This is a genomic window from Arthrobacter sp. HY1533, assembly GCF_027568515.1.
Lineage (GTDB): Bacteria > Actinomycetota > Actinomycetes > Actinomycetales > Micrococcaceae > Specibacter.
The window spans coordinates 1-21,096 of the sequence record NZ_JANKZF010000021.1 but is presented as its reverse complement, the minus strand read 5'-3'; the positions used below and the strand labels follow the sequence as shown (position 1 = coordinate 21,096).

The following is a 21,096-nucleotide window of genomic DNA, read 5'->3' as shown; positions in this document are numbered from 1 at the left end:
TTGGCCGCCGTTCGCAGGACTCCAATGGATCTGATTCATTGTGGCAATGATGGGCATTTGGAAGCAATAGAGTCGAACTAAGCTAAGCCAAAAGGACAATAGATATGAGTTATATTGGAAATATTGTTGCTTCCGGGAAGAAAATGGTGTTCATCCTGTAACGGCGCCACTTTGTGCCGGCGGCCCAGCTGACCCCTTGGTGCCGGCGGCAACCATGCACTAGCCTTCAAGCGACCGCCCGGGCCGGACACGGTCCGGACCGGGATTGGAACAAGAACGAGAGGCATGGGGAACATGGGTGTGCTTCGGCATGAAGGCAAGGTCGTCATCGTCACTGGCGGGTCAACGGGGATCGGGCGCGGTGCCGTCGAGGCCTTCGCAGCCGAGGGTGCCGCCGTCGTGGTCCACGGACTGACGCAGGCGCCGGTGGAATCCGCGGTGGCCCAGGTCCTCGGGGCCGGCGGCAGGGCCGTGGGAATCTGGGGAGACGTCGCAAGCGAGGATGTGCACCGGCGCACAGTTGCACTGGCCCTGTCCGAGTTTGGCCGCATCGACCACCTGGTCACCTCGGCGGGCATCCAAACATACGGGGACGCGGAGACCACCACGCCGGAGGACTTTGACCGCGTCTACGCCGTCAATGTCCGCGGCGTCTTCCTGGCAGTCCACGCGGCCATCGCGGAAATCCGCCGCACGCAAGGCACCATCACCCTCATCTCATCCGTGCAGGGTGTCGCGGCGCAAAACAATGTGGTTGGCTACGCCATGACCAAGGGTGCACTTAACGCCATGGCCCGCGCACTCGCCGTCGACGAGGCCCGCCATGGCGTCCGGGTCAACTCCCTGCTCCCGGGCTCCATTGACACGCCCATGCTGCGGCAGGCGGCCGCCGACTGGTCAGACGGCTCTCCCGAGGGCATTGAGCGGACCATCGCCAACTGGGGCACGGCCCATGCGCTGGGCCGGGTGGGGCAGCCCCTGGAAGTGGGCAAGGTGGCCTGCTTCCTGGCCAGCAGCGAGGCCAGCTTTGTCACCGGCGCCGAGATCAGGGCCGACGGCGGCATGCTCGCCCGCATCCCCGCCGCCCTTCCGGAAAAGGACTAGCGGCGCGTGGAAAAGTATGACATCAAGAGGGCACACAGGGAGTTGTACGCCCCCAGTGCGCGAAGCTTCTCAATCGTCCAGGTCCCGCCGCTGGCATACCTTGCCATCGACGGCCATGGCGACCCCAACACCGCGCCCGCCTACACCGAGGCGCTCGAGGCCCTGTACTCCGTTGCGTACGCGCTGAAGTTCCACGGCAAAAAGGAACTGGGGCAGGACTGTGTCGTGGCACCCCTGGAGGGCCTGTGGTGGGCGCGGGACATGGCGGCCTTCACCGCACGCGACAAGGCAAGCTGGGATTGGACCATGATGATCGCACTGCCTGGTTGGGCCCCGGCGGACCTCGTGGCGCCCATGGTCCGGCTGGTGGCCGGCAAGAAGGAGCTGCCGGGGTTGCCCCGCCTGCGCGTTGCGGAGCTCGATGAGGGCCTGTGCGTGCAGATCATGCACATTGGTCCCTATGATGCCGAGGGCCCCGTCCTGGAACGCCTCCACCACGAATTCATGCCGGAGCACGGCCTGCACTTCAACGGCAGGCACCATGAAATCTATCTGGGCGACCCGCGCAAGGCCGCCCCCGAAAAACTCAAGACCATCCTGCGCCAGCCCGTGGCCCGAGGCGGGGAACCGCCCGCGGGCCACGGCCAGGCGGCAGCAGGCTAGCGGCGCACCTTGCGGGCCGTGCCGGCGAGCCCGGCGGCGTCGAGCGCGAACAGGTCACCGGAACCGGCCGTGGCGGCGCCCAGCAGGCCGGCGCACTGCGGCAGGACCTGGCCGGCGTAAAAGCGGGCCAGGACCAGCTGCTCGCGGGCCAGCTCGGCGTCCCCCGTCCCCGCGGCCGCGACTGCGGCACGGGCCAGCATCCAGGCGCTCGTGCACAGCCCCCACATGCGCAGGTACGGCGTCGATCCGGACAAGACGGCATTGGGGTCGGCCAGCCCCGTCTTCAGCATCCAGTGCGTGGCCTGCTCCAGGGCAGTGAACTGGCGCCCCAGCTCCTCGCGGATGCCTTCGAAGCCGCTGCCGGCCGCCGCCAGCTCCGTGTCAATCTCCCGCATGGTGGCCAGGAACTCCAGCACTGAGGCGCCGCCGCGGACGCCGAGCTTGCGGCCCACAAGGTCCGCGGCCTGGATGCCGTTGGTCCCCTCGTAGATGGCGGCGATCCGCACGTCGCGCACGTGCTGGGCGGCGCCGGTCTCCTCGATGAAGCCCATGCCGCCGTGGACCTGCAGCGCCAGGGACGTGAGCTCGTTGCCCATGTCCGTGCCGAAGGACTTGCAGATGGGCGTCAGCAGGCCAACAATCTCCTCGGCCCGGGCCCGCCCGGCGGCGTCGGGGGCCTTCATGGACAGGTCCACATACTTTGCATCAAGGAGCATGAGATAGCGCAGTGCGGCAATGCCGGCCCGCTGCGTCAGGAGCATCCGGCGCACGTCGGGGAATTCAATGATGGCGGAGCCGCCGCCCGTGGCACCGATGGCCTGGCCCTGCACCCGCTGCTGCGCGTACTCCAGCGACTGCTGGTATGCGCGCTCCGCCAGGGAAAGGCCCTGCACGCCGACGCCGAGCCGGGCGCTGTTCATCATGACGAACATGATCCGCATGCCCTTGTTTTCCTCGCCAATGAGGTAGCCGGTGGCGTTCTCGTACTGCAGCACGCAGGTGGGGGAGGCGTGGATGCCCATCTTGTGTTCCAGCGACACCGTCTCCACGGCGTTCCGCGCGCCCAGCGATCCATCGTCGTTGACGGCGAACTTGGGCACAATGAAGCAGGAAATGCCGCGGGTGCCCTCGGGCGCCCCCGGCGTGCGGGCCAGGACCAGGTGGACAATCTGCCCGGCCATGTCATGGTCGCCGTAGGTGATGAAGATCTTTTGGCCCGTGATGGCGTAGCTGCCGTCGGCGTTCGGCACGGCACGGGTGGTCAGGGCACCCACGTCGGAGCCGGCCTGCGGCTCGGTCAGGTTCATGGTGCCGGTCCACTCGCCGCTGACCATCTTGGGCAGGTAGCGCGCCTTGAGCTCGTCGCTGCCGTAGTGCAGCAGGGCCTCAATGGCGCCCTGGGTGAGCAGAGGGCACAGGGAGAACGCCATGTTGGCGCTGGTCATGAGTTCCTGGATGGCCACGCCAATGGTCCGAGGGAAGCCGCCGCCGCCGAACTCCTCCGGCAGCGGCACCGAGCCCCATCCGGCGTCGGCGTATTGCGCATACGCCTCCTTGAAGCCGTCGGGGGTCACCACCGAACCGTCCGCCAGGAGCCGGGAGCCCTGCACGTCGCCCTGCCGGTTGAGCGGTGCCACGGCCTCGGCCATGAACTCCCCGCACTGCTCCAGAAGCTCGACGGCGGTGTCGAGGTCTGCGTGCTCGAAGCCCGGCAATGCGGCTATGTCCGGGTATCCCACAACATGCTCAAGGGCGAAGGCTATGTCTGCAATTGGAGGTTGGTATTGGCTCATGGACGCCAGCGTACCCCGGCCGATCGCGTTTGGGGAGGCATTTTGTTACTTGTCAGTAATGTTGCGTGGGTCACCCCCAAAAACAGCCCTTTCCACCACCGCGCCACGGAGCCTAAACTGGCCCAGTTCCCCATCCAACCCCGCCGGGAGGAATGCCATGGAAAACCAGCACGTCATTGCCACAGGGATCGGCATGGGGGAGTCGGCGCGCTGGCACGGGGGACGGTTTTGGTTTGCGGACTGGAAGGCACTGCTCATCCACGTGGTGGACCCGGACGGCACCGAGCACCAGCGCTTTCCTGTCCCGTCCTTCCCCATCACTTTTGACTGGCTGCCCGACGGCGAGCTCCTGGTGGTTTCCGGGGCCGACGGCGAGCTGCTGGCGCTGACGCCCGCGGGCACGCTGGCCAAGTTTGCCGCCCTGGACGGGCTGTCCGGCACCCCCTGGAATGAGGTCGCCACGCATGGCGGCAACGCCTATGTGAACTGCATCGGCTACAACTACCCCGGACCGGCGTCGGCGCACGGGCTCATTGCCCTCGTGACGCCCGACGGCGGTGCCCGGGTTGTGGCGCGGGACCTCGCCTTCCCCAATGGCATGGCCATTGCCGACGGCGGCCGCACGCTGGTCGTTGCCGAATCGAACGCCGGCTGCCTCACCGCCTTCGACATCCTGCCCGACGGGTCCCTGGCCGGTCGCCGGGTCTGGGCCGCGGTGCCCGGCAGCGCACCCGACGGCATCTGCCTGGGTGACGGTGGCATCTGGTATGCAGATGTGCCCAATGCGAGCTGTGTGCTGGTGGCCCAGGGCGGGGACGTGCTCCGGCGGGTGGACATTGGCCAGGGGGCGTTCTCCTGTGCCGTGGGCGGGGAGGAGGCGGACACGCTGCTCGTCATGGTCGCCGACTGGCCCGGCGCACTGGACCCCGCGGCGTCGGCTTCGGGGCGGGCGGTGCTCATCGGCCTCGGTGGCGGTGCCGCGCAGCTGTGACTTCCGGCTCAATGCCGTCTGTGGATGCGCGCCTTCGCCCCGGAGGCAGGTAATGTTCTTTCTAGCCAATGCGCTCTTCTCAGAGTTAGCTGCGGTTAGGCCCGTACGAGTATCTCGCCGATGCTCGCACGGGCTGACTTGTTTAAGCTGCGCGACATTTCCCTCAATTTGTACAAATGTAGCCACGATATGGGCAGGCCCCGGAGCAATCCGGGGCACGCATGGCAAAGTATGGTTATGTTGTAAACATATTCGGGGCCTGCCCCCGGGTCCGCGGCGGCCCGGGCGGCACGGCCGTGGCCCACAACACGCGGGGGAAGCCCTTTGGCCTCACATGACGCGCTGCTGCAAGCGCTGCCGCCCAGGCTGCACTGGCCCATCGTGGGGCGCGAGGCTGAAATTGCCCTCCTGTCCTCCCGCTTGGCCGGCGGAAGCGGCGGGACAGCCATCATGGGCTCCCCGGGACTGGGCAAGTCCACGGTGGCTGCCAGGGCCCTTGCCGGGCTGGAAGCCGAGGGCTACGCCGTCGTGCGCTTGCCTGCTCCCCAGGAACACGGCACGGGTGCGGTCTACATCGAGCAATGGCTGGGCATTCCGGTGCCATCGTCCGCGCCGCCGGAAATGCTCGCCGCGCACGCAGCCGCCATCATCGGTGCCATGGTGCCCGGTGCCGTGCCGCTGCTTGGCTGCGACGACCTGCACCTGCTCGACGACGTCAGCGCCGGCGTGCTGGCGAGCCTCGTAGCGGGCGGGGCGGCCCGGCTGGTCGGCTCAGCGCGGGAGAACCCCGGCCTGCCGCGGGCGCTGGACGCCCTGTGGCGCAGCGGGCACCTGGACCGCACCGACCTCACGCCGCTTGCCTACGACGCCGTCCGGCTGATCCTTGGCAAGGTGCTGCCCGGCCCGTCATCCAACGAGATGGCTTACCGGCTGTGGCACGCCACGGGGGGCAACCCGCTGCATGTCCGTGAGCTGCTGTTTTCCATTGTGGAGGCCGGGGACGTGGTCCATTCCGGGCACGCCTGGACTTGGACCGCCCCCTTGCGGAGCAACCGGCGCCTGGCCGACCTGCTGGCCGCAGACGTCACGGCGCTGACTGGACCCGCCCGCGACGTGGTGGACCTTGTGGCCCTGGCCGAGGCCGTGCCGCTGCACGCACTGGGGCCGGCGGCCACGGACGCGGACCTGAAGCACCTCGTGGAGCGCGGCCTCGTCACCATATCCGCCGCGCAGGGCCCGGAAATCGTGCGCATCGGCCACCCCCTGTACGCCGAGACACTCCGCGGGCTCCTGTACCCCCGCCGCCGCAGGGCGCTCTTTGACCTCCTGCCCGCACCCGAGCCCGGCCCCCACAACCACCAGGAACTGGCACGCTGGGTGGAATGGGCCATGGAATGCGGAGCCAGCCCGGGGGTGCCCGTGCTCCTGGCCGCGTCGGCCGCGGTGGAGTCCATGTCGCAGCCGGAACGGGCCGCAGCCATGGCCACGGCCGCCCTGGCACAGCCGCGCATTTCCGCCGCGGAGCGCACGCAAGCCCTGCTGCAGCGCGCGCGGGCCAACCGCGACGCCGGCTGGGGTGAAAGCGCCGCGGCCGACCTGGACCTGCTCGAGGCCGGCACGGAGCCCTTGCCCGAGGGCGTCCTGGTGCAGGTGGCACGCATCCGTGCCGACCTGCGCCAGTTCCACCGGCGGGACCTCGAGGGCGCCCTTGAGCTGCTGGCCGCCGCGGCCAAGCAGCTGGACCCCGCCGGTGTGGCAGCAACCGAACTGTCCGTGGAGCATCTTGCCCGGCTGGGTCATGGTGGCCGCTTTGCGGAGGTGCTGGCCGGCTGGGCACCCCAGCTGGCGGCAGCCGACATCCCCGCCAACATGACCCTTGCGCCGTCGTACATCTTCGCCCTGGGCCAGTCGGGAAAGCCCGTGGCGGCCTTTGAACTTGCCGATCTTCAGCTGCAGCTCGTGGGTCCCGCGCACGCCGATTTCCCGCTGGTGCGGGCCGCGATCATCGGTGCCCGGTACTGGGCCGCCGTGTGGTCCGGCAATCTGGCCGCGGCGCTGACCTTCCCGGAGCTGCCCGAGGATGCACACCAACGCCACCACGCGGCACTCATCCAGACCGGCGAGGGCTACAGCGCCGTGCTGCTGGGTGCCTGGGACCATGCCGTGGCGCACCTGCGCGGCGGGCTCTCACGCATGGGCCAGGGTGCGCCCTCGGGCCTTGAGGCGACAGCCTGGGCGGGGCTTGCCCAGGCCTACGCCATGCTGGGCGAGCGCCGCAACACCCAGCAGGCTTGCCGGGAATACCGCAACAACGCGCCCTACTCCGACCGCAACATTGAATGCGACAGCCGGTACCGGGTGCTGCTGGCCGAGAGTGCGCTGGGCACGCCCGGGCTGGAGGTGCTCGTGGCCGACTACATCAACTGGTCCGATGCCGGCGGCCTCGCCCTCGGCGTGCTGCTGGGAACGCACCTGCAGCTGGCGCAGGCCCCCGCCGCGCGGAGGGCTGCCCTGCTGCCGGGGGTTGAGGCGGCCGCGGCCCGGGTCGAGGGCCCGCTGCCGCACGCCCTGCTGTCCCACGCCAGGGCCCTCATCGAGGCCGAGCCGGGCATGGTCGGCGCGGCGGTGGCCGGACTGAACGCGCTGGGGCTGTGGTTCCCGGCCCCGGCCGCCCGGGCCGAACTCACCAGGCGGCAACACGAAATTGCCGCCCTCGTGGCCGCGGGCATGTCCAACAAGGCTGTTGCCCAAAAGCTGCACTTGTCGGTGCGCACCGTGGACACGCACGTGGGCAACATCCTTGCCCGGCTCGGTGTTGCCAGCCGTGCTGAGCTGGCTGCGGCCCTGGCCGGGTAGCGTTTTGGCCACGCGACGCCGTGTTTTGCCTCAGGCGTACTCGGGGCGGCCGCCCATCCTGTAGCTGAGGGCAACGATGCCCGTGCCGAACACGCGGGAGTCGGTCAATTCGAGGGCGAAGTCGGTACCCTGCTCAGGGAACAGGCGTTTGCCCTCGCCGACGATGACAGGAAACTGGAGCAGGTTCAGCTCGTCGACCAACTCATGCTCCAGCAGCCACCGCGCCAGCGCCGCGCTGCCAACCACCAGCAGCTCGCCGCCGGGCTGCGCCTTGAGCTTGCGTACATGATCCGCGACATCTCCGGAGATGACTGTGGTCTGCTGCCACGCAGGGTTGCTCACGGTGGTGGAAACGAGGTACTTCGGCTTCGAGCTGATCGCCTCGCCGAAGCTGCCGTCGTCGCTGCGGGCACCCCAATATGTCTCAAACAGGCTGTACGTCTTCCGGCCGAGCAGGAACGCGTCCGGACGCTGCCAGGTCTCCAGGATGTACTGCACGGCATCGTTGTCGTTGTGCGGGAGCGCCCAGCCGCCGCGGGTGAAACCGGGGTCCATCTCCTCGTTGTTGCCGCCGTTTGTCTGGGCGACGCCGTCGAGGGTGAGCTGCAGGCTGACAGTGAGTTTCATGGTTGCTTCCCTTCAGTGTCACGACACGGGAAGTTTATCAACGATAGCCGTCCGCGATCATTGTCCACCTCTCATCCGTAGCCTGCTGCTCAGGAAGCAGGCAGGCCGGTGGCCAGCGACCCCAGCCACCAGCCCAGGGCCGCGGCCCCCGTGCAGGCGGCAAGGACCCCAGCGGCGTTGGCCAGCGAGGCGGCGTAGCGTTTTTCGCCCAGCAGCCGCACGGTTTCGTAGCTGGCGGTGCTGAAGGTGGTGTATCCGCCCAGGAAACCTGTGCCCAGCACCAGGGCCCAGGCGGGGTCCAGCAGCCGTCCGGCCGACAGGGCGGTCAGCAGCCCCAGTGCCAGCGAGCCCGAGAAATTGATGGTGAACGTGGCCCAGGGGAAGGCAGTGCGGACACGGGCGCTGATGGCGGAATCGAGCGCGAAGCGGGCGCACGCGCCGGCACCGCCGGCGGCGGCCACGGCCGCGAAGAGCAGCGGCGTCACGGCTTCCGGCCCGCCGTGCCCGTGCCCAGTGCCAGCCCGGCCCAGGTGGCCAGGGCGCCGGCGGCAACCGTGCCCAGCCCGTAGGCCGCGGCCCAGCCCGGACCTGAGGATCCGGCCAGCAACACCACTCCCACCGCGAGGGTGCTGTAGGTGGTGAAGCCGCCGCAGAAGCCCGTGCCCAGCAACAGCCGGAGCCGGCGGGCAGACGGTGCCTGGGTCCGGGCCAGGGCCGCGTACAGCCAGCCGAGTGCAAAGGCCCCGGAGAGGTTGGCGGCAATGATGGCCCACGGCAGTGCTCCCGCGTCCGGGATGGCCAGGACCAGCCCCTCCCTGGCGGCGGCCCCGGCGGCGCCGCCGGCGGCCACCAGCCCAAGCGAACGCAGGAAGGCGGTGCTCACGGCCGCTCCGGGCCGCTGCCCGCCGGGCTGGGCTGGGCCGTGTGGCCGTGGTGGGTCGGGACAACGTGGACCGGCCGCAGCTGCCTGCGGGCCAGCCGGGCCGCCACCGAGCGGCCCAGAATCTCACGCAGGGGCGCCTGGCTGGAGCCGTGGGTGCCCACCACGATCATGGCGGCGTCAACCGCTTCGGCGCACCGGGCCAGGGCGTCGGCCGGATCGCCGGCCAGCAGCACTGTCCGCCAGCCGGGCCCGCCGTCCACACGTTGCGGCAGGGAGTGGCCGACCAACTGTGCCAGCTCGGTGGCGAGGTGCCCGGGAAAGGAGGTGCCGGCGTCGTCCGGAATGTCCGGGTCAACGGGGGCGGAGGTGACGGAGCCGTCGGGGGACTGCGCCAGGGTGAACCTGGCGGGGTCGGCGTAGGCGCACACCAGTGGCAGGCCCAGCGCGGCGGCCATCCGGACGGCCTCCAGCACCACGACGGGGGACTGGCCCGGGTGCACCCCGGCCAGGACGCAGGGCTCCGTGGCGTCCACTAGGCCTGGGGTGTGCCGGAACCGGTGCCGGTGTCCTGCGGGTCCGTGTCAGGGGCCGGAGCATCCGTTGCCGGCTGCCTCCTGCCGGCCGCGCGGGCTTCCTTCTCCGCGGCGCGGGCTGCGGCCTTGGCTTCCTTGTCCTTGGCCTGCTGGTTTTCGCGCACGAGCTTCTCGGCGGCCTTGATCTCACGGATCTTCCGGCCCCGGCGCAGCCACACGCGGCCCAGCACAATGATTGCCACGGCGCACACCACGCCCACCAGCATGAAGATCTGGCTCCAGGTGCCAAACCAGTTGGCGCTGTTGGCCCAGATGGAGCGGGCGTCGGCGGCGGTCTGGGTGCCGCCGTAGAGAACGCCCAGCGTCAGCAGGTTGGGGATGGTCAGCAACACGGCAGCGGCGGCAAGGGCAATGCGCACCCACTTGTTGAGGTTGCGCCGGCGGACCTGCCACGCCAGCAGGACAGGCACGAACGAGAACACAAAGCCGTAGAACATGCCCAGCGGGATGCTGTTGCCCAGCTGCCCGCCGATCTGGTCGCGGATGGAGGTGGCCCACATGAGCGGCACCGTCACCGAGCCAATGAGGTAGCCAAGCACCAGGACGACGGCGGCCACGGCACCCAGGATGGTGCGAAATGCCCACACGGGCATTTTTTCCTTGGTGGCGGGCGCGGGCGCCCCGGGCGGGGGAGTGACGGGCGTGGAATCAGTCATGGTTGAATCATGTCAGAACCGCACCCGCGGCGGCGTGCCATTTCTCTAAAAACCGGGTTGTGGCGCCTTCGACTTGTCAAGACGGCCCACACCCTAAAGACTGGTTGTGGACCGGCGGAAAAGTATCCGCCGCCGACCGTGATTTACTGTATGTTTTGCCCTAGACTTCAGTTTTCCCCGCACGGCAGCGAAGAACCATGAAAGGTGCGCACCAATGAGCAACATCCCCGCAGACCTGTCCTACACAGCAGAGCACGAATGGGTCGTGGCCCCCACCGCCGAAGGCGTGGTGCGCATCGGCATCACCGATTTTGCCCAGGATGCCCTGGGTGATGTTGTCTACGTGCAGATGCCCGAGCCCGGCACCGAGGTCACCGCCGACACCGTTGTGGGAGAGGTGGAATCCACCAAGAGCGTCAGCGACATCTACGCCCCGCTCACCGGCACCGTCACGGCACGCAACGAGGCACTCGACGCCGACCCCGCCCTCATCAACTCGGATCCGTACGGTGACGGCTGGCTCGTGGAAATCACACTCGCCGACGCCGCCAGCTACGGCACCCTGCTCAGCGCGGCCGACTACCAGGAAAAGGTAGGCTAGACGCTAAGAAAGTTCCGTGGGACGGCCGGATGCGCGACTGCGCCGGCCCGTCCACCAGTCCTTTCCCAGCAACGGCCCGTACGTTGTTAACACCTGGACCCAACAGGGATCCAGGCCAGCATTTTTCTGCAAGGAGGAGTACCAATGGTTGACACGGGTAACGGCGCCGGGGTGCATGGTCAGGCGGGCTCCCAGGATCAGCCAGGTGCAACGGATACCACCTCGATCCAGCTCCCTCCCGTCCAGTCCGGACCGACATCCATCCCGGTTCTGGCCCCCGACGAGCAAACCGCTGTGAACTCGCTTCCCGCCGGTTCCGCGCTGCTCATCGCCCACATGGGTCCGAACGAGGGTGCACGCTTCCTGCTGGACAGCCAGGTCACCACGGCAGGGCGGCACCCGGACGCGGACATCTTCCTGGACGACGTGACGGTTTCCCGCCGGCACGTGAACTTCATGAAGTACGACGGTGGATTCGAAGTCATTGACGCAGGCAGCCTCAACGGCACCTACGTCAACGGCGACAGGGTGGATGCCGTGCGGCTGCGCAACGGCAATGAAGTGCAAATTGGCAAGTTCCGGCTCACCTACTACTTCAGCCCCAACAGCGCTCCCGCGGATTCCTAGGGCGCCGTGGCGAGTGTGAATTCCGGTGCGGGACGCCGGCTGGTGGACGTGCAGTCCGCCGGCCGGCGTTCCGGCGCCGCCGCAGTCCTGAACATTGGCGAGGTCCTGGCACAGCTGTGCGCGGATTTCCCGTCGGTGACTGCCTCCAAGATCCGCTTTTACGAGGAAAAGGGCCTGATCACCCCGCAGCGGACCCCGGCGGGCTACCGCCAGTTCCGGGAGCACGACGTCGAGCGCCTGCGGTTTGTGCTGGCCCTGCAGCGCGACCACTACCTGCCGCTGAAGGTCATCCGCGAATACCTGGACGCGATTGACGACGGACGCACCCCCGACAACCTGCCCCCGGGCGTCTCCATCGCCCCGCGCATGGTCCCCGATGAGGTGCTCAGCCGCTCGCGCAGACTCACCGCCGAACAGCTGTGCGCCGAGTCAGGCGCCGGCCCCGAACTGTACGAGAGCCTGCTCAGCTACGGACTCGTGGAAATGCGTGACGGCGCCTTCGACGACCACGCGCTCAAGGTGGCCCAGGCCTGCACCGCCCTGGCCGCCCACGGCCTGGAGCCGCGCCACCTGCGCCCCTTCCAGGCTGCGGCGGAGCGGGAGTTCGGTCTCGTGGAACGCGCCGTGGGCCCGCTCTCCTCACGCCGGGACGGCACCTCGGCCATGCGGGCTGCCGAAGCGGCCCGGGAAATCGCCGGGCAGTGCCTGAACCTGCACAGCGCCCTGGTCCAGGCCCGGATCTCGCACATGGAAACGCCATGATTGAGGTCGGCATCGTCGGTGTCCGCATCGAAATGCCCTCGAACCAGCCGCTGGTGCTGCTGCGTGAACTCCACGGCGAACGGCACATCCCCATCTGGATCGGCGCGGCCGAGGCCACGGCCATTGCCCTCGCCGAACAGGGCGTGGTGCCGCCCCGCCCGCTGACCCACGACCTGCTCTGCGGCGTGGTGCGGGCCCTGGGCCACAACATTCTCCGGGTCAACCTGACCAAGGTCGAGGAGGGCGTGTTCTACGCCGAGCTGGTCTTTGACAACGGCACCACCGTCAGCTCCCGCGCCTCCGACGCCATCGCCATCGCGCAACGGGCTGAATGCCCCATCTGGGCCTCCGAGGCCATGGTGGAGGAAGCTGGTGTGGTCATTGGCGGAGACGCCGATGCCCCCGAGGACGACGAGGCCAAGGAACGTGAGGTTCGTCAATTCCGCGAATTCCTCAACGACGTCGAACCCGAGGACTTTGACAAATAGTCCGCGCCATTCCGGGGATTTTCTGCGATCTCTAACCTTAAAGCTGAGGGTGAAACTTTCGACACGCCCAAATAGTTGCCCCCACGTCTTTGACCTTGGTCCCGTGCGGCTCTAACGTCAAAGTATTGAGTTCCCCATTGCAAGCTTCGGCGGGCACAGGCACACTTGAGGAAGAGCCCCAACAGCTCGTCCCGCAGCCGTGCGTGTCCACCGAGTGTGCGCATGACTTCCATCAGGGGACGCTGAACAGGAGGATCCACGTGAGTGCCAACAGTGACGCCGGCGAATTGGCGCCCGCCGTTGTGCCCAGCTCCGCCCTTGGCGCAGGCGCCCAGGGCCTGCTGTTCACCGAAGACCTTCCCGTCCTGGACGAGCACGCCGGCTACCGCGGGCCCACGGCCTGCAAGGCCGCCGGCATCACCTACCGCCAGCTGGACTACTGGGCACGCACCGGCCTGGTGGAGCCCGCCGTGCGCGGCGCCGCCGGCTCCGGTTCGCAGCGCCTCTACGGCTTCCGCGACATCCTGGTCCTGAAGGTGGTCAAGCGGCTGCTCGACACAGGGGTTTCCCTGCAGCAGATCCGCACGGCCGTAGAACACCTGCGTGAGCGCGGCGTGGAGGACCTGGCCCAGATCACCTTGATGAGCGACGGCGCCTCCGTCTACGAATGCACCTCCGCCGACGAGGTCATTGACCTGGTCCAGGGCGGCCAGGGCGTGTTCGGCATTGCCGTGGGCCGTGTGTGGCGTGAGGTTGAGGGCAGCCTGGCCGCCCTCCCGAGCGAGCACGCAGCCGTTGAGGCCTACCCCGACGACGAGCTCAGCCGCCGCCGCGAGGCCCGCAAGATCTCCTAGCCAAAAGAAATGGCCCGTCACCACAGCTGCGAAGCTGGTGGTGACGGGCCTTTCCTTTTTGGCTAGCCGCGGTAGAGGCGGCTGCGCGTGGCGCTCTGGTTCAGCACCGAGTCCAGAAGCCGGTCAAACAGCGCCGAGGCGTTCTTCGCCGAATCTCCGGGCCACTGGTGCACGGGGTGCGCGGCACCCTGGATCTGCTGCCAGTTGGCCTGCTCGGGGATGGTGGGGGAGAGCAGCAGCTCACCAAACATGGTCTTCATTTCGCCCAGGCGGTACGCGTGCTCGTTGGAGCCGGTGCGCACCCGGTTGGCCACGATGCCGGCCGGCACCAGGGCCGGGGCAAATTCGGTGCGGAACAATTCAATGGCGCGCAGCGTGCGCTGCGTCCCGGCCACGGAGAACAACCCGGGCTCGGCCACGAGCAGCACGCGCGAGCTTGCCGTCCAGGCCATGCGGGTCAGGCCGTTCAGGGACGGCGGGCAGTCGATCAGCACCAGCTGGTAGGGGGCGCCGCCGTCGCGGTCCGCATTGGCCAGCACCGTGGCAAGCCGCTTGAGGTCGCGCTTGCCCAAATCGGGGCGGTCGTAGATGCCGCTGTAGGCCGAGCCCATGGCGACGTCGAGCGTGGGGAGGGGCCCGCCGTCGTGCTTGTGCGCGGCAAGCCAACCGCTGGGCACAACGTTCGCGGCAAGGTCGGCCTTGCGGGAATTCTTGATGAGCTGGCCAATGTCCAGGTGGCCCCGTGCCGCAACGCCCAGGCCTGTGGTGGCGTCGGCGTGCGGGTCGAGGTCGATCACGAGGGTTGGGATGCCGGCTGCCAATGCCGCCGATGCCAGCCCCAGGGTGACAGAAGTCTTGCCGACGCCGCCCTTGAGGCTGCTGATGCTCACTACTTGCACGGATGAACCATAACCCTTTGCCTTGCGTACCCAATCATGTGCGGCTGCTATTAGCTCTGACACATACAATAGCTGTGGAACGTTCGCGACTTGGAGATCCCATTGACAAACACCCCTGATAATTTGCCCGGGCGCCAGAACACAAACAGCCTTGTGTCGGCCCTTTTTAGTGATCGACACATCGGGGTTGCCACGCAGCCCCACGTTCATCATATGTTGAGCACCCTTGGATTTGGTTCTTTGGAAGAGCTTTCAACGGCCGCGCTGCCGAAATCCATCTACACCACCGAGCCGATGAAGCTTGCCCCGGGCGTGTCCGAGGAGGCCATGCTGGCCGAATTGAAGGCCCTTGCCGGCAAGAACACCGTCAACAAGTCCTTCATTGGCCAGGGCTACTACGGCACCCACACCCCCGGCGTGATCCAGCGCAACGTCCTGGAAAGCCCGGCCTGGTACACGGCCTACACGCCTTACCAGCCCGAGATCTCCCAGGGCCGCCTCGAAGCCCTGCTGAACTTCCAGACAGTGGTGTCCGATCTCACGGGCATGGTCACCGCCAACGCCTCCATGCTGGATGAGGGAACCGCCGCCGCCGAGGCCGTGGCCCTGATGCGCCGCAGCAACCGCACCGCACCGGCCGACGCCGTCCTGCTGGTCGACGCCGACGTCTTCCCGCAGACCCTTGCCGTGGTCAACACCCGCGCCAAGGCCATGGGCATCCCCGTTCTGGTCCACGACTTCGACGCCGCACTGCCGGACGTTCCGTTCTTCGGCGTGCTGCTGCAGTACCCCGGCGATTCCGGCCTGGTCCGTGAGATCGCCCCGATCATCGCCGCAGCCCACGCACAGAAGGCAGTTGTTGCCGTTGCCGCGGACCTGCTAGCCCTGACCCTGCTGGAATCTCCCGGCACGCTTGGCGCCGACCTGGCCGTGGGCTCCTCGCAGCGCTTTGGCGTGCCCATGGGCTTCGGCGGCCCGCACGCCGGCTACATGGCCGTGCGCCAGGGCCTGGAGCGTTCACTGCCCGGCCGCCTGGTGGGCGTGTCCAAGGACGCCGCCGGCAACCAGGCCTACCGCCTGGCCCTGCAGACCCGCGAGCAGCACATCCGCCGCGAGAAGGCCACCTCCAACATCTGCACCGCCCAGGTGCTGCTGGCCGTCATGGCCGGCATGTACGCCGTCTACCACGGCCCCGAGGGCCTGAATCGGATCGCCACCCGCGTCCACGCCCTGGCGCTGGCCGTGGCCGACGCCGCAACGGCCGCCGGCCACACAGTGGTCCACGCCAACTTCTTCGACACCGTGAAAATCAAGGTCACCTCGCAGAGCGGCCACGCCTCGGCCGAACTGGTTGCCGCCGCCCACCGCGCCGGCTACCTGCTGCGCCAGGTTGACCACGACCACCTGCAGGTCGCCGTGGACGAGACCACCACGGAAGCCGACGTTGCCGCGCTGGCCACCCTGTTCGGCACCCAGGCTCCGGCAGTTGCCCAGTCCGCGGACGCCGTCGTGCTTCCGGCACCGGCACGTGCCACGGACTACATGACAAACCCCGTGTTCCACGCGCACAACTCCGAGACGCAGATGTTGCGCTACCTGCGCAAGCTCTCCGACGCCGACTACGCGCTGGACCGTGGCATGATCCCGCTGGGCTCCTGCACCATGAAGCTGAACGCGACGGCCGAAATGGCGGCCGTGACGTGGCCCGAGTTCTCCAACCTGCACCCGTTCGCCCCTGCCTCGGACACCGTGGGCATTGTGGAGATGGCAACGCAGCTGGAGGCCTGGCTGGCGGAAATCACCGGCTACGACGCCGTCTCCGTGCAGCCCAACGCCGGCTCGCAGGGCGAATTCGCCGGCCTCATGGCCATCCGCGCCTTCCACGTGGAAAACGGCAACCCGCACCGCGACATCGTGCTCATCCCCACCTCGGCGCACGGCACCAACGCCGCCTCCGCCGTCATGGCCGGCATGAAGGTAGTCCCCGTGGCCACCGACGGCTTCGGCAACGTGGACATTGACGACCTCAAGCGCCAGATCTCCGTGCACGAGGAAAACCTGGCCGCCATCATGGTGACCTACCCGTCCACGCACGGCGTGTTCGAGACCGAGATCAGCAACATCTGCGCCATGATCCACGACGCCGGCGGGCAGGTTTACGTCGACGGCGCCAACCTCAACGCCCTGGTGGGCCTGGCCCAGCCGGGCAAGTTCGGTTCCGACGTCTCGCACCTGAACCTGCACAAGACGTTCTGCATCCCGCACGGCGGCGGCGGACCCGGCGTGGGCCCGGTTGCCGTGGGCGCACACCTGGCCAAGCACCTGCCGGCCCGCGAGCTCGGTGCCGACACCTCCGTTGGCTTGGTTTCCAGCGCACCGTACGGCTCGGCGTCGATCCTGCCCATCTCCTGGGCCTACATCCGCATGATGGGCCCGGACGGCCTGCGCCTGGCCACCCAGACAGCGATCCTGTCCGCGAACTACATTGCGCGCCGCCTCAGCGAGCACTACCCCGTGCTGTACACCGGCGCCAACGACCTCGTGGCGCACGAATGCATCCTGGACCTCCGCGGGATCTCGGCGGACTCCGGCGTCAGCGTTGACGATGTGGCCAAGCGCCTCATCGACTACGGCTTCCACGCACCCACCATGTCCTTCCCCGTGGCCGGCACCCTCATGGTGGAGCCCACGGAGTCCGAGGACCTGGCGGAGATCGACCGGTTCATCAACGCCATGATCTCCATCCGCAAGGAAATCGCGGCCGTGCAGGACGGGCTGTGGCCGGCAGACGACAACCCCCTGGCCAACGCACCGCACACGGCCCAGTCCATCACGGGGGAGTGGGAGCACCCCTACACCCGTGAAGAGGCCGTGTTCCCGGCAGGCGTGGACCCGCGTGCCAAGTACTGGCCCGTGGTGCGCCGCATCGACCAGGCCTACGGCGACCGCAACCTGGTCTGCTCCTGCCCGTCCATTGAGGAACTGGCAGAGGTCTTCTGACACACCCCGGGCGCCTGTCCTGCGGACCCTTTCAGGGCTCGCGGGACGGGCGCCCGCAGTTTACTTGTGCCCGTTGCTTTGTTACGCGGCAGAAAGTGAAGTGCGCCACAGTACTTGCCGCATGGTGGCCAGTGGCGCCAAACTGGCAAGACTTTGCGCAGGCCCCGGATTCCGGGGGATGCACAGCATGGCTTTACACGATCTGACCCAGAGTGGCCAGGCGGTCCCCGCTGCGCCATCATTCACACAGGAGTGAAATGTTTTCCAAGATTCTGGTTGCCAACCGCGGCGAAATCGCCATCCGGGCCTTCCGTGCCAGCTACGAGCTCGGCGCCAAGACCGTTGCTGTGTTCCCGTATGAGGACCGCACCTCCATCCACCGGCAGAAGGCCGACGAGGCGTACCTGATCGGCGAGGAGGGGCACCCCGTCCGCGCCTACCTGGACGTGGCCGAGGTGATCCGGGTGGCCAAGGAGGCCGGTGCCGACGCGATCTACCCAGGCTACGGATTCCTCTCGGAAAACCCGGAGCTGGCGGCCGCGGCGCGCGACGCCGGGATCACCTTTGTGGGCCCGCCCGCCGAGGTGCTGGAACTGACCGGCAACAAGGTCCGCGCCCTCGAGGCCGCCCGCAATGCTGGCATTCCCGTGCTGCAGTCCAGCGAGCCCAGTGCCGACCTTGACTACCTGATCGGCGCCGCCGCGGAGATTGGCTACCCCATCTTCGCCAAGGCAGTCGCCGGCGGCGGCGGGCGCGGCATGCGCCGCGTGGAAAAGGCCGAGGACCTTGAGGATGCCCTCAAGGCCGCCATGCGCGAGGCCGACGCCGCCTTTGGCGATCCCACCATGTTCCTGGAGCAGGCAGTGCTGCGCCCGCGCCACATCGAGGTGCAGATCCTTGCCGACGGCGAAGGCAACGTCATCCACCTCTTCGAGCGCGACTGCTCCCTGCAGCGCCGCCACCAGAAGGTTGTGGAGATTGCCCCGGCCCCGAACCTGGATGAAAACATCCGCAAGGCCCTGCACGCCGACGCCGTGAAGTTCGCCAAGGCCATGGGCTACGTCAACGCCGGAACTGTCGAGTTCCTCGTCGACACGGTCGGTGAGCGGGCCGGGCAGCACGTCTTCATTGAAATGAACCCGCGCATCCAGGTCGAGCACACCGTCACCGAGGAAATCACCGACGTCGACCTTGTCCAGGCCCAGCTGCGCATCGCCGCCGGCGAAACACTCGCCGACCTCGGCCTGAGCCAGGACACCGTCCACGTCAAGGGCGCCGCACTGCAGTGCCGCATCACCACTGAGGACCCCGCCAACGGCTTCCGCCCCGACGTTGGAAAAATCACCACGTACCGCTCGGCCGGCGGTGCGGGTGTGCGGCTCGACGGCGGCACCATCTACGCGGGCGCCGAGATCAGCCCGCACTTCGACTCCATGCTGGTCAAGCTGACCTGCCGCGGCCGCGACTACTCCAGCGCCGTGTCCCGTGCCCGCCGCGCCCTGGCGGAGTTCCGCATCCGCGGCGTCTCCACCAACATTCCGTTCCTGCAGGCCGTGCTGGCCGACCCCGCGTTCAACGCCGGCGACGTGGCCACCTCCTTCATTGACGAGCGCCCCGAACTGCTCACCTCCCACGTTTCCTCGGACCGCGGCACCAAGCTGCTGACCTGGCTGGCCGATGTCACGGTGAACAAGCCGTACGGCGAGCTTGCCGCACTGGAAGACCCGGCGCGCAAGCTGCCCGCGGTGGACCTGGCCACGGCCCCCGCAGGATCGCGCCAGCTGCTGGCCGAGCTGGGCCCGGAGGGCTTCGCCGCCGCCCTGCGTGCGCAGACCGCCGTGGCCGTCACGGACACCACGTTCCGCGACGCCCACCAGTCGCTGCTCGCCACCCGCGTGCGCACCCGCGACCTGCTGGCCGCCGGCCCCGCCGTGTCCGTGCTGACCCCGCAGCTGCTCTCGGTCGAGGCCTGGGGCGGCGCCACCTACGACGTCGCACTGCGCTTCCTCGGGGAGGACCCGTGGCAGCGCCTGTCGCAGCTGCGCGAGGCCCTGCCGAACGTCTGCCTGCAGATGCTGCTGCGCGGACGCAACACGGTGGGCTACACGCCGTACCCGGCCGAGGTCACCGACGCGTTTGTGCAGGAAGCCGCCGCCAGCGGCATTGACATTTTCCGCATCTTCGACGCCCTCAACGACGTGGACCAGATGGAGCCGGCCATCAAGGCCGTGCGCGCCACGGGAACCGCCGTGGCCGAGGTGGCCCTGTGCTACACGGGCGACCTGCTGGATCCGGCCGAGGACATCTACACCCTTGACTACTACCTGGAACTGGCCCAGCGCATCGTCGATGCCGGGGCCCACATCCTGGCCATCAAGGACATGGCCGGCGTGCTGCGACCGGCCGCCGCGGCCAAGCTGGTCACGGCCCTGCGTGAACGCTTCGAGCTGCCCGTGCACCTGCACACCCACGACACCGCGGGCGGGCAGCTGGCCACGCTCATGGCCGCCATCAATGCAGGGGTCGACGCCGTTGACGTCGCCTCCGCGTCGCTGTCCGGCACCACAAGCCAGCCGTCCGCCTCCTCACTCGTGGCTGCCCTGGCGCACACCGAACGCGACACCGGGATCGACCTGGCCGCCATCAGCTCGCTTGAGCCGTACTGGGAGGCCGTGCGCCGCCTGTACGCCCCGTTCGAGTCCGGCTTGGCCTCGCCCACGGGCCGCGTCTACCAGCACGAAATCCCCGGCGGCCAGCTCTCCAACCTGCGCCAGCAGGCCATTGCGCTGGGCCTGGGGGAGCGCTTCGAGGAAATCGAGGACATGTACACTGCGGCGGACCGCATCCTGGGGCACCTGGTCAAGGTCACGCCGTCGTCCAAGGTGGTGGGCGATTTGGCCCTGCACCTGGTGGGCATCAAGGCCGACCCTGCCGACTTCGAGGCCAACCCGCAAAATTACGACATCCCGGATTCCGTGGTGGGCTTCCTGGGCGGCGAGCTGGGCACACCTCCGGGCGGCTGGCCCGAACCGTTCCGTACCAAGGCCCTTCAGGGGCGCGCCATTGTGGAACGCATGGGCACCCTCACGGCCGATGACAGCGCCCAGTTGGCTGGTGACAGCGCCACCCGCCGTGCCGCCCTGAACCGCCTGCTGTTCGCCGGCCCCACGAAGGACTTCGACGCCGTCCGTGCCACGTACGGCGACGTGTCCGTGCTGGACACCCGCGACTACCTGCACGGCCTGCGCCGCGGCGTGGAGCACGTCATGCCCCTGGGCAAGGGCGTGCGCCTGATCGCCGAGCTGGAGACCGTTTCGGAGCCTGACGAGAAGGGCATGCGCACAGTGGTGGCCAAGCTCAATGGCCAGAGCCGCCCCGTCACCGTGCGAGACCGCAGCATTGAAAGCACCGTCAAGGTTGCCGAGAAGGCCGACGAAGCCGTGCCCGGACAGGTCGCTGCACCGTTCGCCGGCGCCGTCTCGGTCAAGGTAGCCGTGGGCGACGTGGTGGAGGCCGGCGGCACCATCGCGACCATTGAGGCCATGAAGATGGAAGCCTCAATCACCTCACCGGTGGGTGGCACCGTGGCACGCCTGGCCGTGTCCGGGGTTGCCCAGGTGCAGGGCGGGGACCTGCTGGTGGTCATCGCCTAGCAACGCAAAAAGGGGCCTCGACGGGCTCGACCCCCCGGGGGAGAAT

Annotated in this window: 18 protein-coding genes; 11 read left to right on the top strand and 7 right to left on the bottom strand. The window is 68.2% G+C overall.

Annotated features, from left to right (window positions below; translation table 11 throughout):
* Positions 1–285 precede the first annotated feature (285 nt).
* Both PCK14_RS15245 and PCK14_RS15240 read left to right on the top strand, forming a co-directional pair.
* Positions 286–1,104: an SDR family NAD(P)-dependent oxidoreductase gene (locus PCK14_RS15245; protein ID WP_269939363.1), complete on the top strand. Its 819-nt coding sequence runs from the start codon at positions 286–288 to the stop codon at positions 1,102–1,104.
* 6 nt (positions 1,105–1,110) lie between these two features.
* Positions 1,111–1,767 carry a GyrI-like domain-containing protein gene (locus tag PCK14_RS15240; RefSeq protein WP_269939362.1) on the top strand — a complete coding sequence of 219 codons (657 nt, stop codon included), beginning with the start codon at positions 1,111–1,113 and terminating at the stop codon, positions 1,765–1,767.
* Here PCK14_RS15240 and PCK14_RS15235 read toward each other — a convergent pair.
* Positions 1,764–3,560, bottom strand: a complete 1,797-nt coding sequence (locus PCK14_RS15235; protein WP_269939361.1) for an acyl-CoA dehydrogenase — start codon at positions 3,558–3,560, stop codon at positions 1,764–1,766. The genes PCK14_RS15240 and PCK14_RS15235 overlap by 4 nt on opposite strands.
* 157 nt (positions 3,561–3,717) lie before the next feature.
* Here PCK14_RS15235 and PCK14_RS15230 point away from each other — a divergent pair, with 157 nt between their 5' ends.
* Both PCK14_RS15230 and PCK14_RS15225 read left to right on the top strand, forming a co-directional pair.
* Positions 3,718–4,551 (top strand): SMP-30/gluconolactonase/LRE family protein, encoded by an 834-nt coding sequence (locus PCK14_RS15230; RefSeq protein WP_269939360.1) that lies wholly within the window; start codon positions 3,718–3,720, stop codon positions 4,549–4,551.
* A 324-nt stretch (positions 4,552–4,875) separates the two neighbouring features.
* A complete protein-coding gene (locus PCK14_RS15225) occupies positions 4,876–7,407 on the top strand; it encodes a helix-turn-helix transcriptional regulator (RefSeq protein ID WP_269939359.1) in 2,532 nt (843 codons plus the stop codon).
* Between the two features lie 30 nt (positions 7,408–7,437).
* Here PCK14_RS15225 and PCK14_RS15220 read toward each other — a convergent pair whose 3' ends face one another.
* The 5 genes from PCK14_RS15220 to PCK14_RS15200 form a co-directional block, all read right to left on the bottom strand.
* On the bottom strand, positions 7,438–8,034 hold the full coding sequence (locus PCK14_RS15220) for a dihydrofolate reductase family protein (protein WP_269939358.1): 597 nt from the start codon (positions 8,032–8,034) through the stop codon (positions 7,438–7,440).
* Between the two features lie 89 nt (positions 8,035–8,123).
* Positions 8,124–8,519: a fluoride efflux transporter CrcB gene (crcB, locus tag PCK14_RS15215; protein WP_269939357.1), complete on the bottom strand. Its 396-nt coding sequence runs from the start codon at positions 8,517–8,519 to the stop codon at positions 8,124–8,126.
* Positions 8,516–8,917, bottom strand: a complete 402-nt coding sequence (locus tag PCK14_RS15210; protein WP_269939356.1) for a fluoride efflux transporter FluC — start codon at positions 8,915–8,917, stop codon at positions 8,516–8,518. The genes crcB and PCK14_RS15210 overlap by 4 nt, the downstream gene beginning before the upstream one ends.
* On the bottom strand, positions 8,914–9,450 hold the full coding sequence (locus PCK14_RS15205) for a universal stress protein (protein WP_269939355.1): 537 nt from the start codon (positions 9,448–9,450) through the stop codon (positions 8,914–8,916). Before PCK14_RS15205 ends, PCK14_RS15210 begins: the two co-directional genes overlap by 4 nt.
* The gene (locus PCK14_RS15200) at positions 9,450–10,166 is read right to left on the bottom strand and encodes a hypothetical protein (RefSeq protein WP_269939354.1); all 717 of its coding nucleotides are present in this window, start codon (positions 10,164–10,166) and stop codon (positions 9,450–9,452) included. The genes PCK14_RS15205 and PCK14_RS15200 overlap by 1 nt, the downstream gene beginning before the upstream one ends.
* A 214-nt stretch (positions 10,167–10,380) precedes the next feature.
* Here PCK14_RS15200 and gcvH point away from each other — a divergent pair, with 214 nt between their 5' ends.
* From gcvH to PCK14_RS15175, 5 genes are all read left to right on the top strand, one after another.
* The gene (gene gcvH / locus PCK14_RS15195; protein WP_269939353.1) at positions 10,381–10,767 is read left to right on the top strand and encodes a glycine cleavage system protein GcvH; all 387 of its coding nucleotides are present in this window, start codon (positions 10,381–10,383) and stop codon (positions 10,765–10,767) included.
* Positions 10,768–10,911: 144 nt separating this feature from the next.
* Positions 10,912–11,394: an FHA domain-containing protein gene (locus tag PCK14_RS15190; protein WP_269939352.1), complete on the top strand. Its 483-nt coding sequence runs from the start codon at positions 10,912–10,914 to the stop codon at positions 11,392–11,394.
* Positions 11,395–11,442: 48 nt separating this feature from the next.
* Positions 11,443–12,156, top strand: a complete 714-nt coding sequence (ftsR, locus tag PCK14_RS15185) for a transcriptional regulator FtsR (protein ID WP_269939415.1) — start codon at positions 11,443–11,445, stop codon at positions 12,154–12,156.
* Positions 12,153–12,644: a bifunctional nuclease family protein gene (locus PCK14_RS15180; RefSeq protein ID WP_269939351.1), complete on the top strand. Its 492-nt coding sequence runs from the start codon at positions 12,153–12,155 to the stop codon at positions 12,642–12,644. The genes ftsR and PCK14_RS15180 overlap by 4 nt, the downstream gene beginning before the upstream one ends.
* 260 nt (positions 12,645–12,904) lie before the next feature.
* Complete coding sequence (locus tag PCK14_RS15175; RefSeq protein ID WP_442864742.1) at positions 12,905–13,498, top strand: MerR family transcriptional regulator; 594 nt, start codon at positions 12,905–12,907, stop codon at positions 13,496–13,498.
* A 62-nt stretch (positions 13,499–13,560) separates the two neighbouring features.
* Here the strand turns inward: PCK14_RS15175 and PCK14_RS15170 are convergent, their stop codons facing one another.
* Complete coding sequence (locus PCK14_RS15170) at positions 13,561–14,397, bottom strand: ParA family protein (protein ID WP_269939350.1); 837 nt, start codon at positions 14,395–14,397, stop codon at positions 13,561–13,563.
* A 153-nt stretch (positions 14,398–14,550) separates the two neighbouring features.
* Between PCK14_RS15170 and gcvP the strand changes: the two genes are divergently transcribed.
* Both gcvP and PCK14_RS15160 read left to right on the top strand, forming a co-directional pair.
* Positions 14,551–17,397 (top strand): aminomethyl-transferring glycine dehydrogenase, encoded by a 2,847-nt coding sequence (gene gcvP / locus PCK14_RS15165; protein WP_269939349.1) that lies wholly within the window; start codon positions 14,551–14,553, stop codon positions 17,395–17,397.
* Between the two features lie 257 nt (positions 17,398–17,654).
* Positions 17,655–21,050, top strand: a complete 3,396-nt coding sequence (locus tag PCK14_RS15160; RefSeq protein WP_269939348.1) for a pyruvate carboxylase — start codon at positions 17,655–17,657, stop codon at positions 21,048–21,050.
* The last annotated feature ends 46 nt before the right edge of the window (positions 21,051–21,096 follow it).

Coding starts and splice junctions, on each gene's coding strand:
- PCK14_RS15190 (WP_269939352.1), top strand. CDS start 10,912: ATGGTTGACACGGGTAACGGCGCCGGGGTGCATGGTCAGGCGGGCTCC.
- PCK14_RS15200 (WP_269939354.1), bottom strand. CDS start 10,166: ATGACTGATTCCACGCCCGTCACTCCCCCGCCCGGGGCGCCCGCGCCC.
- PCK14_RS15245 (WP_269939363.1), top strand. CDS start 286: ATGGGGAACATGGGTGTGCTTCGGCATGAAGGCAAGGTCGTCATCGTC.
- gcvH (WP_269939353.1), top strand. CDS start 10,381: ATGAGCAACATCCCCGCAGACCTGTCCTACACAGCAGAGCACGAATGG.
- PCK14_RS15180 (WP_269939351.1), top strand. CDS start 12,153: ATGATTGAGGTCGGCATCGTCGGTGTCCGCATCGAAATGCCCTCGAAC.
- PCK14_RS15220 (WP_269939358.1), bottom strand. CDS start 8,034: ATGAAACTCACTGTCAGCCTGCAGCTCACCCTCGACGGCGTCGCCCAG.
- PCK14_RS15160 (WP_269939348.1), top strand. CDS start 17,655: ATGTTTTCCAAGATTCTGGTTGCCAACCGCGGCGAAATCGCCATCCGG.
- PCK14_RS15230 (WP_269939360.1), top strand. CDS start 3,718: ATGGAAAACCAGCACGTCATTGCCACAGGGATCGGCATGGGGGAGTCG.
- PCK14_RS15235 (WP_269939361.1), bottom strand. CDS start 3,560: ATGAGCCAATACCAACCTCCAATTGCAGACATAGCCTTCGCCCTTGAG.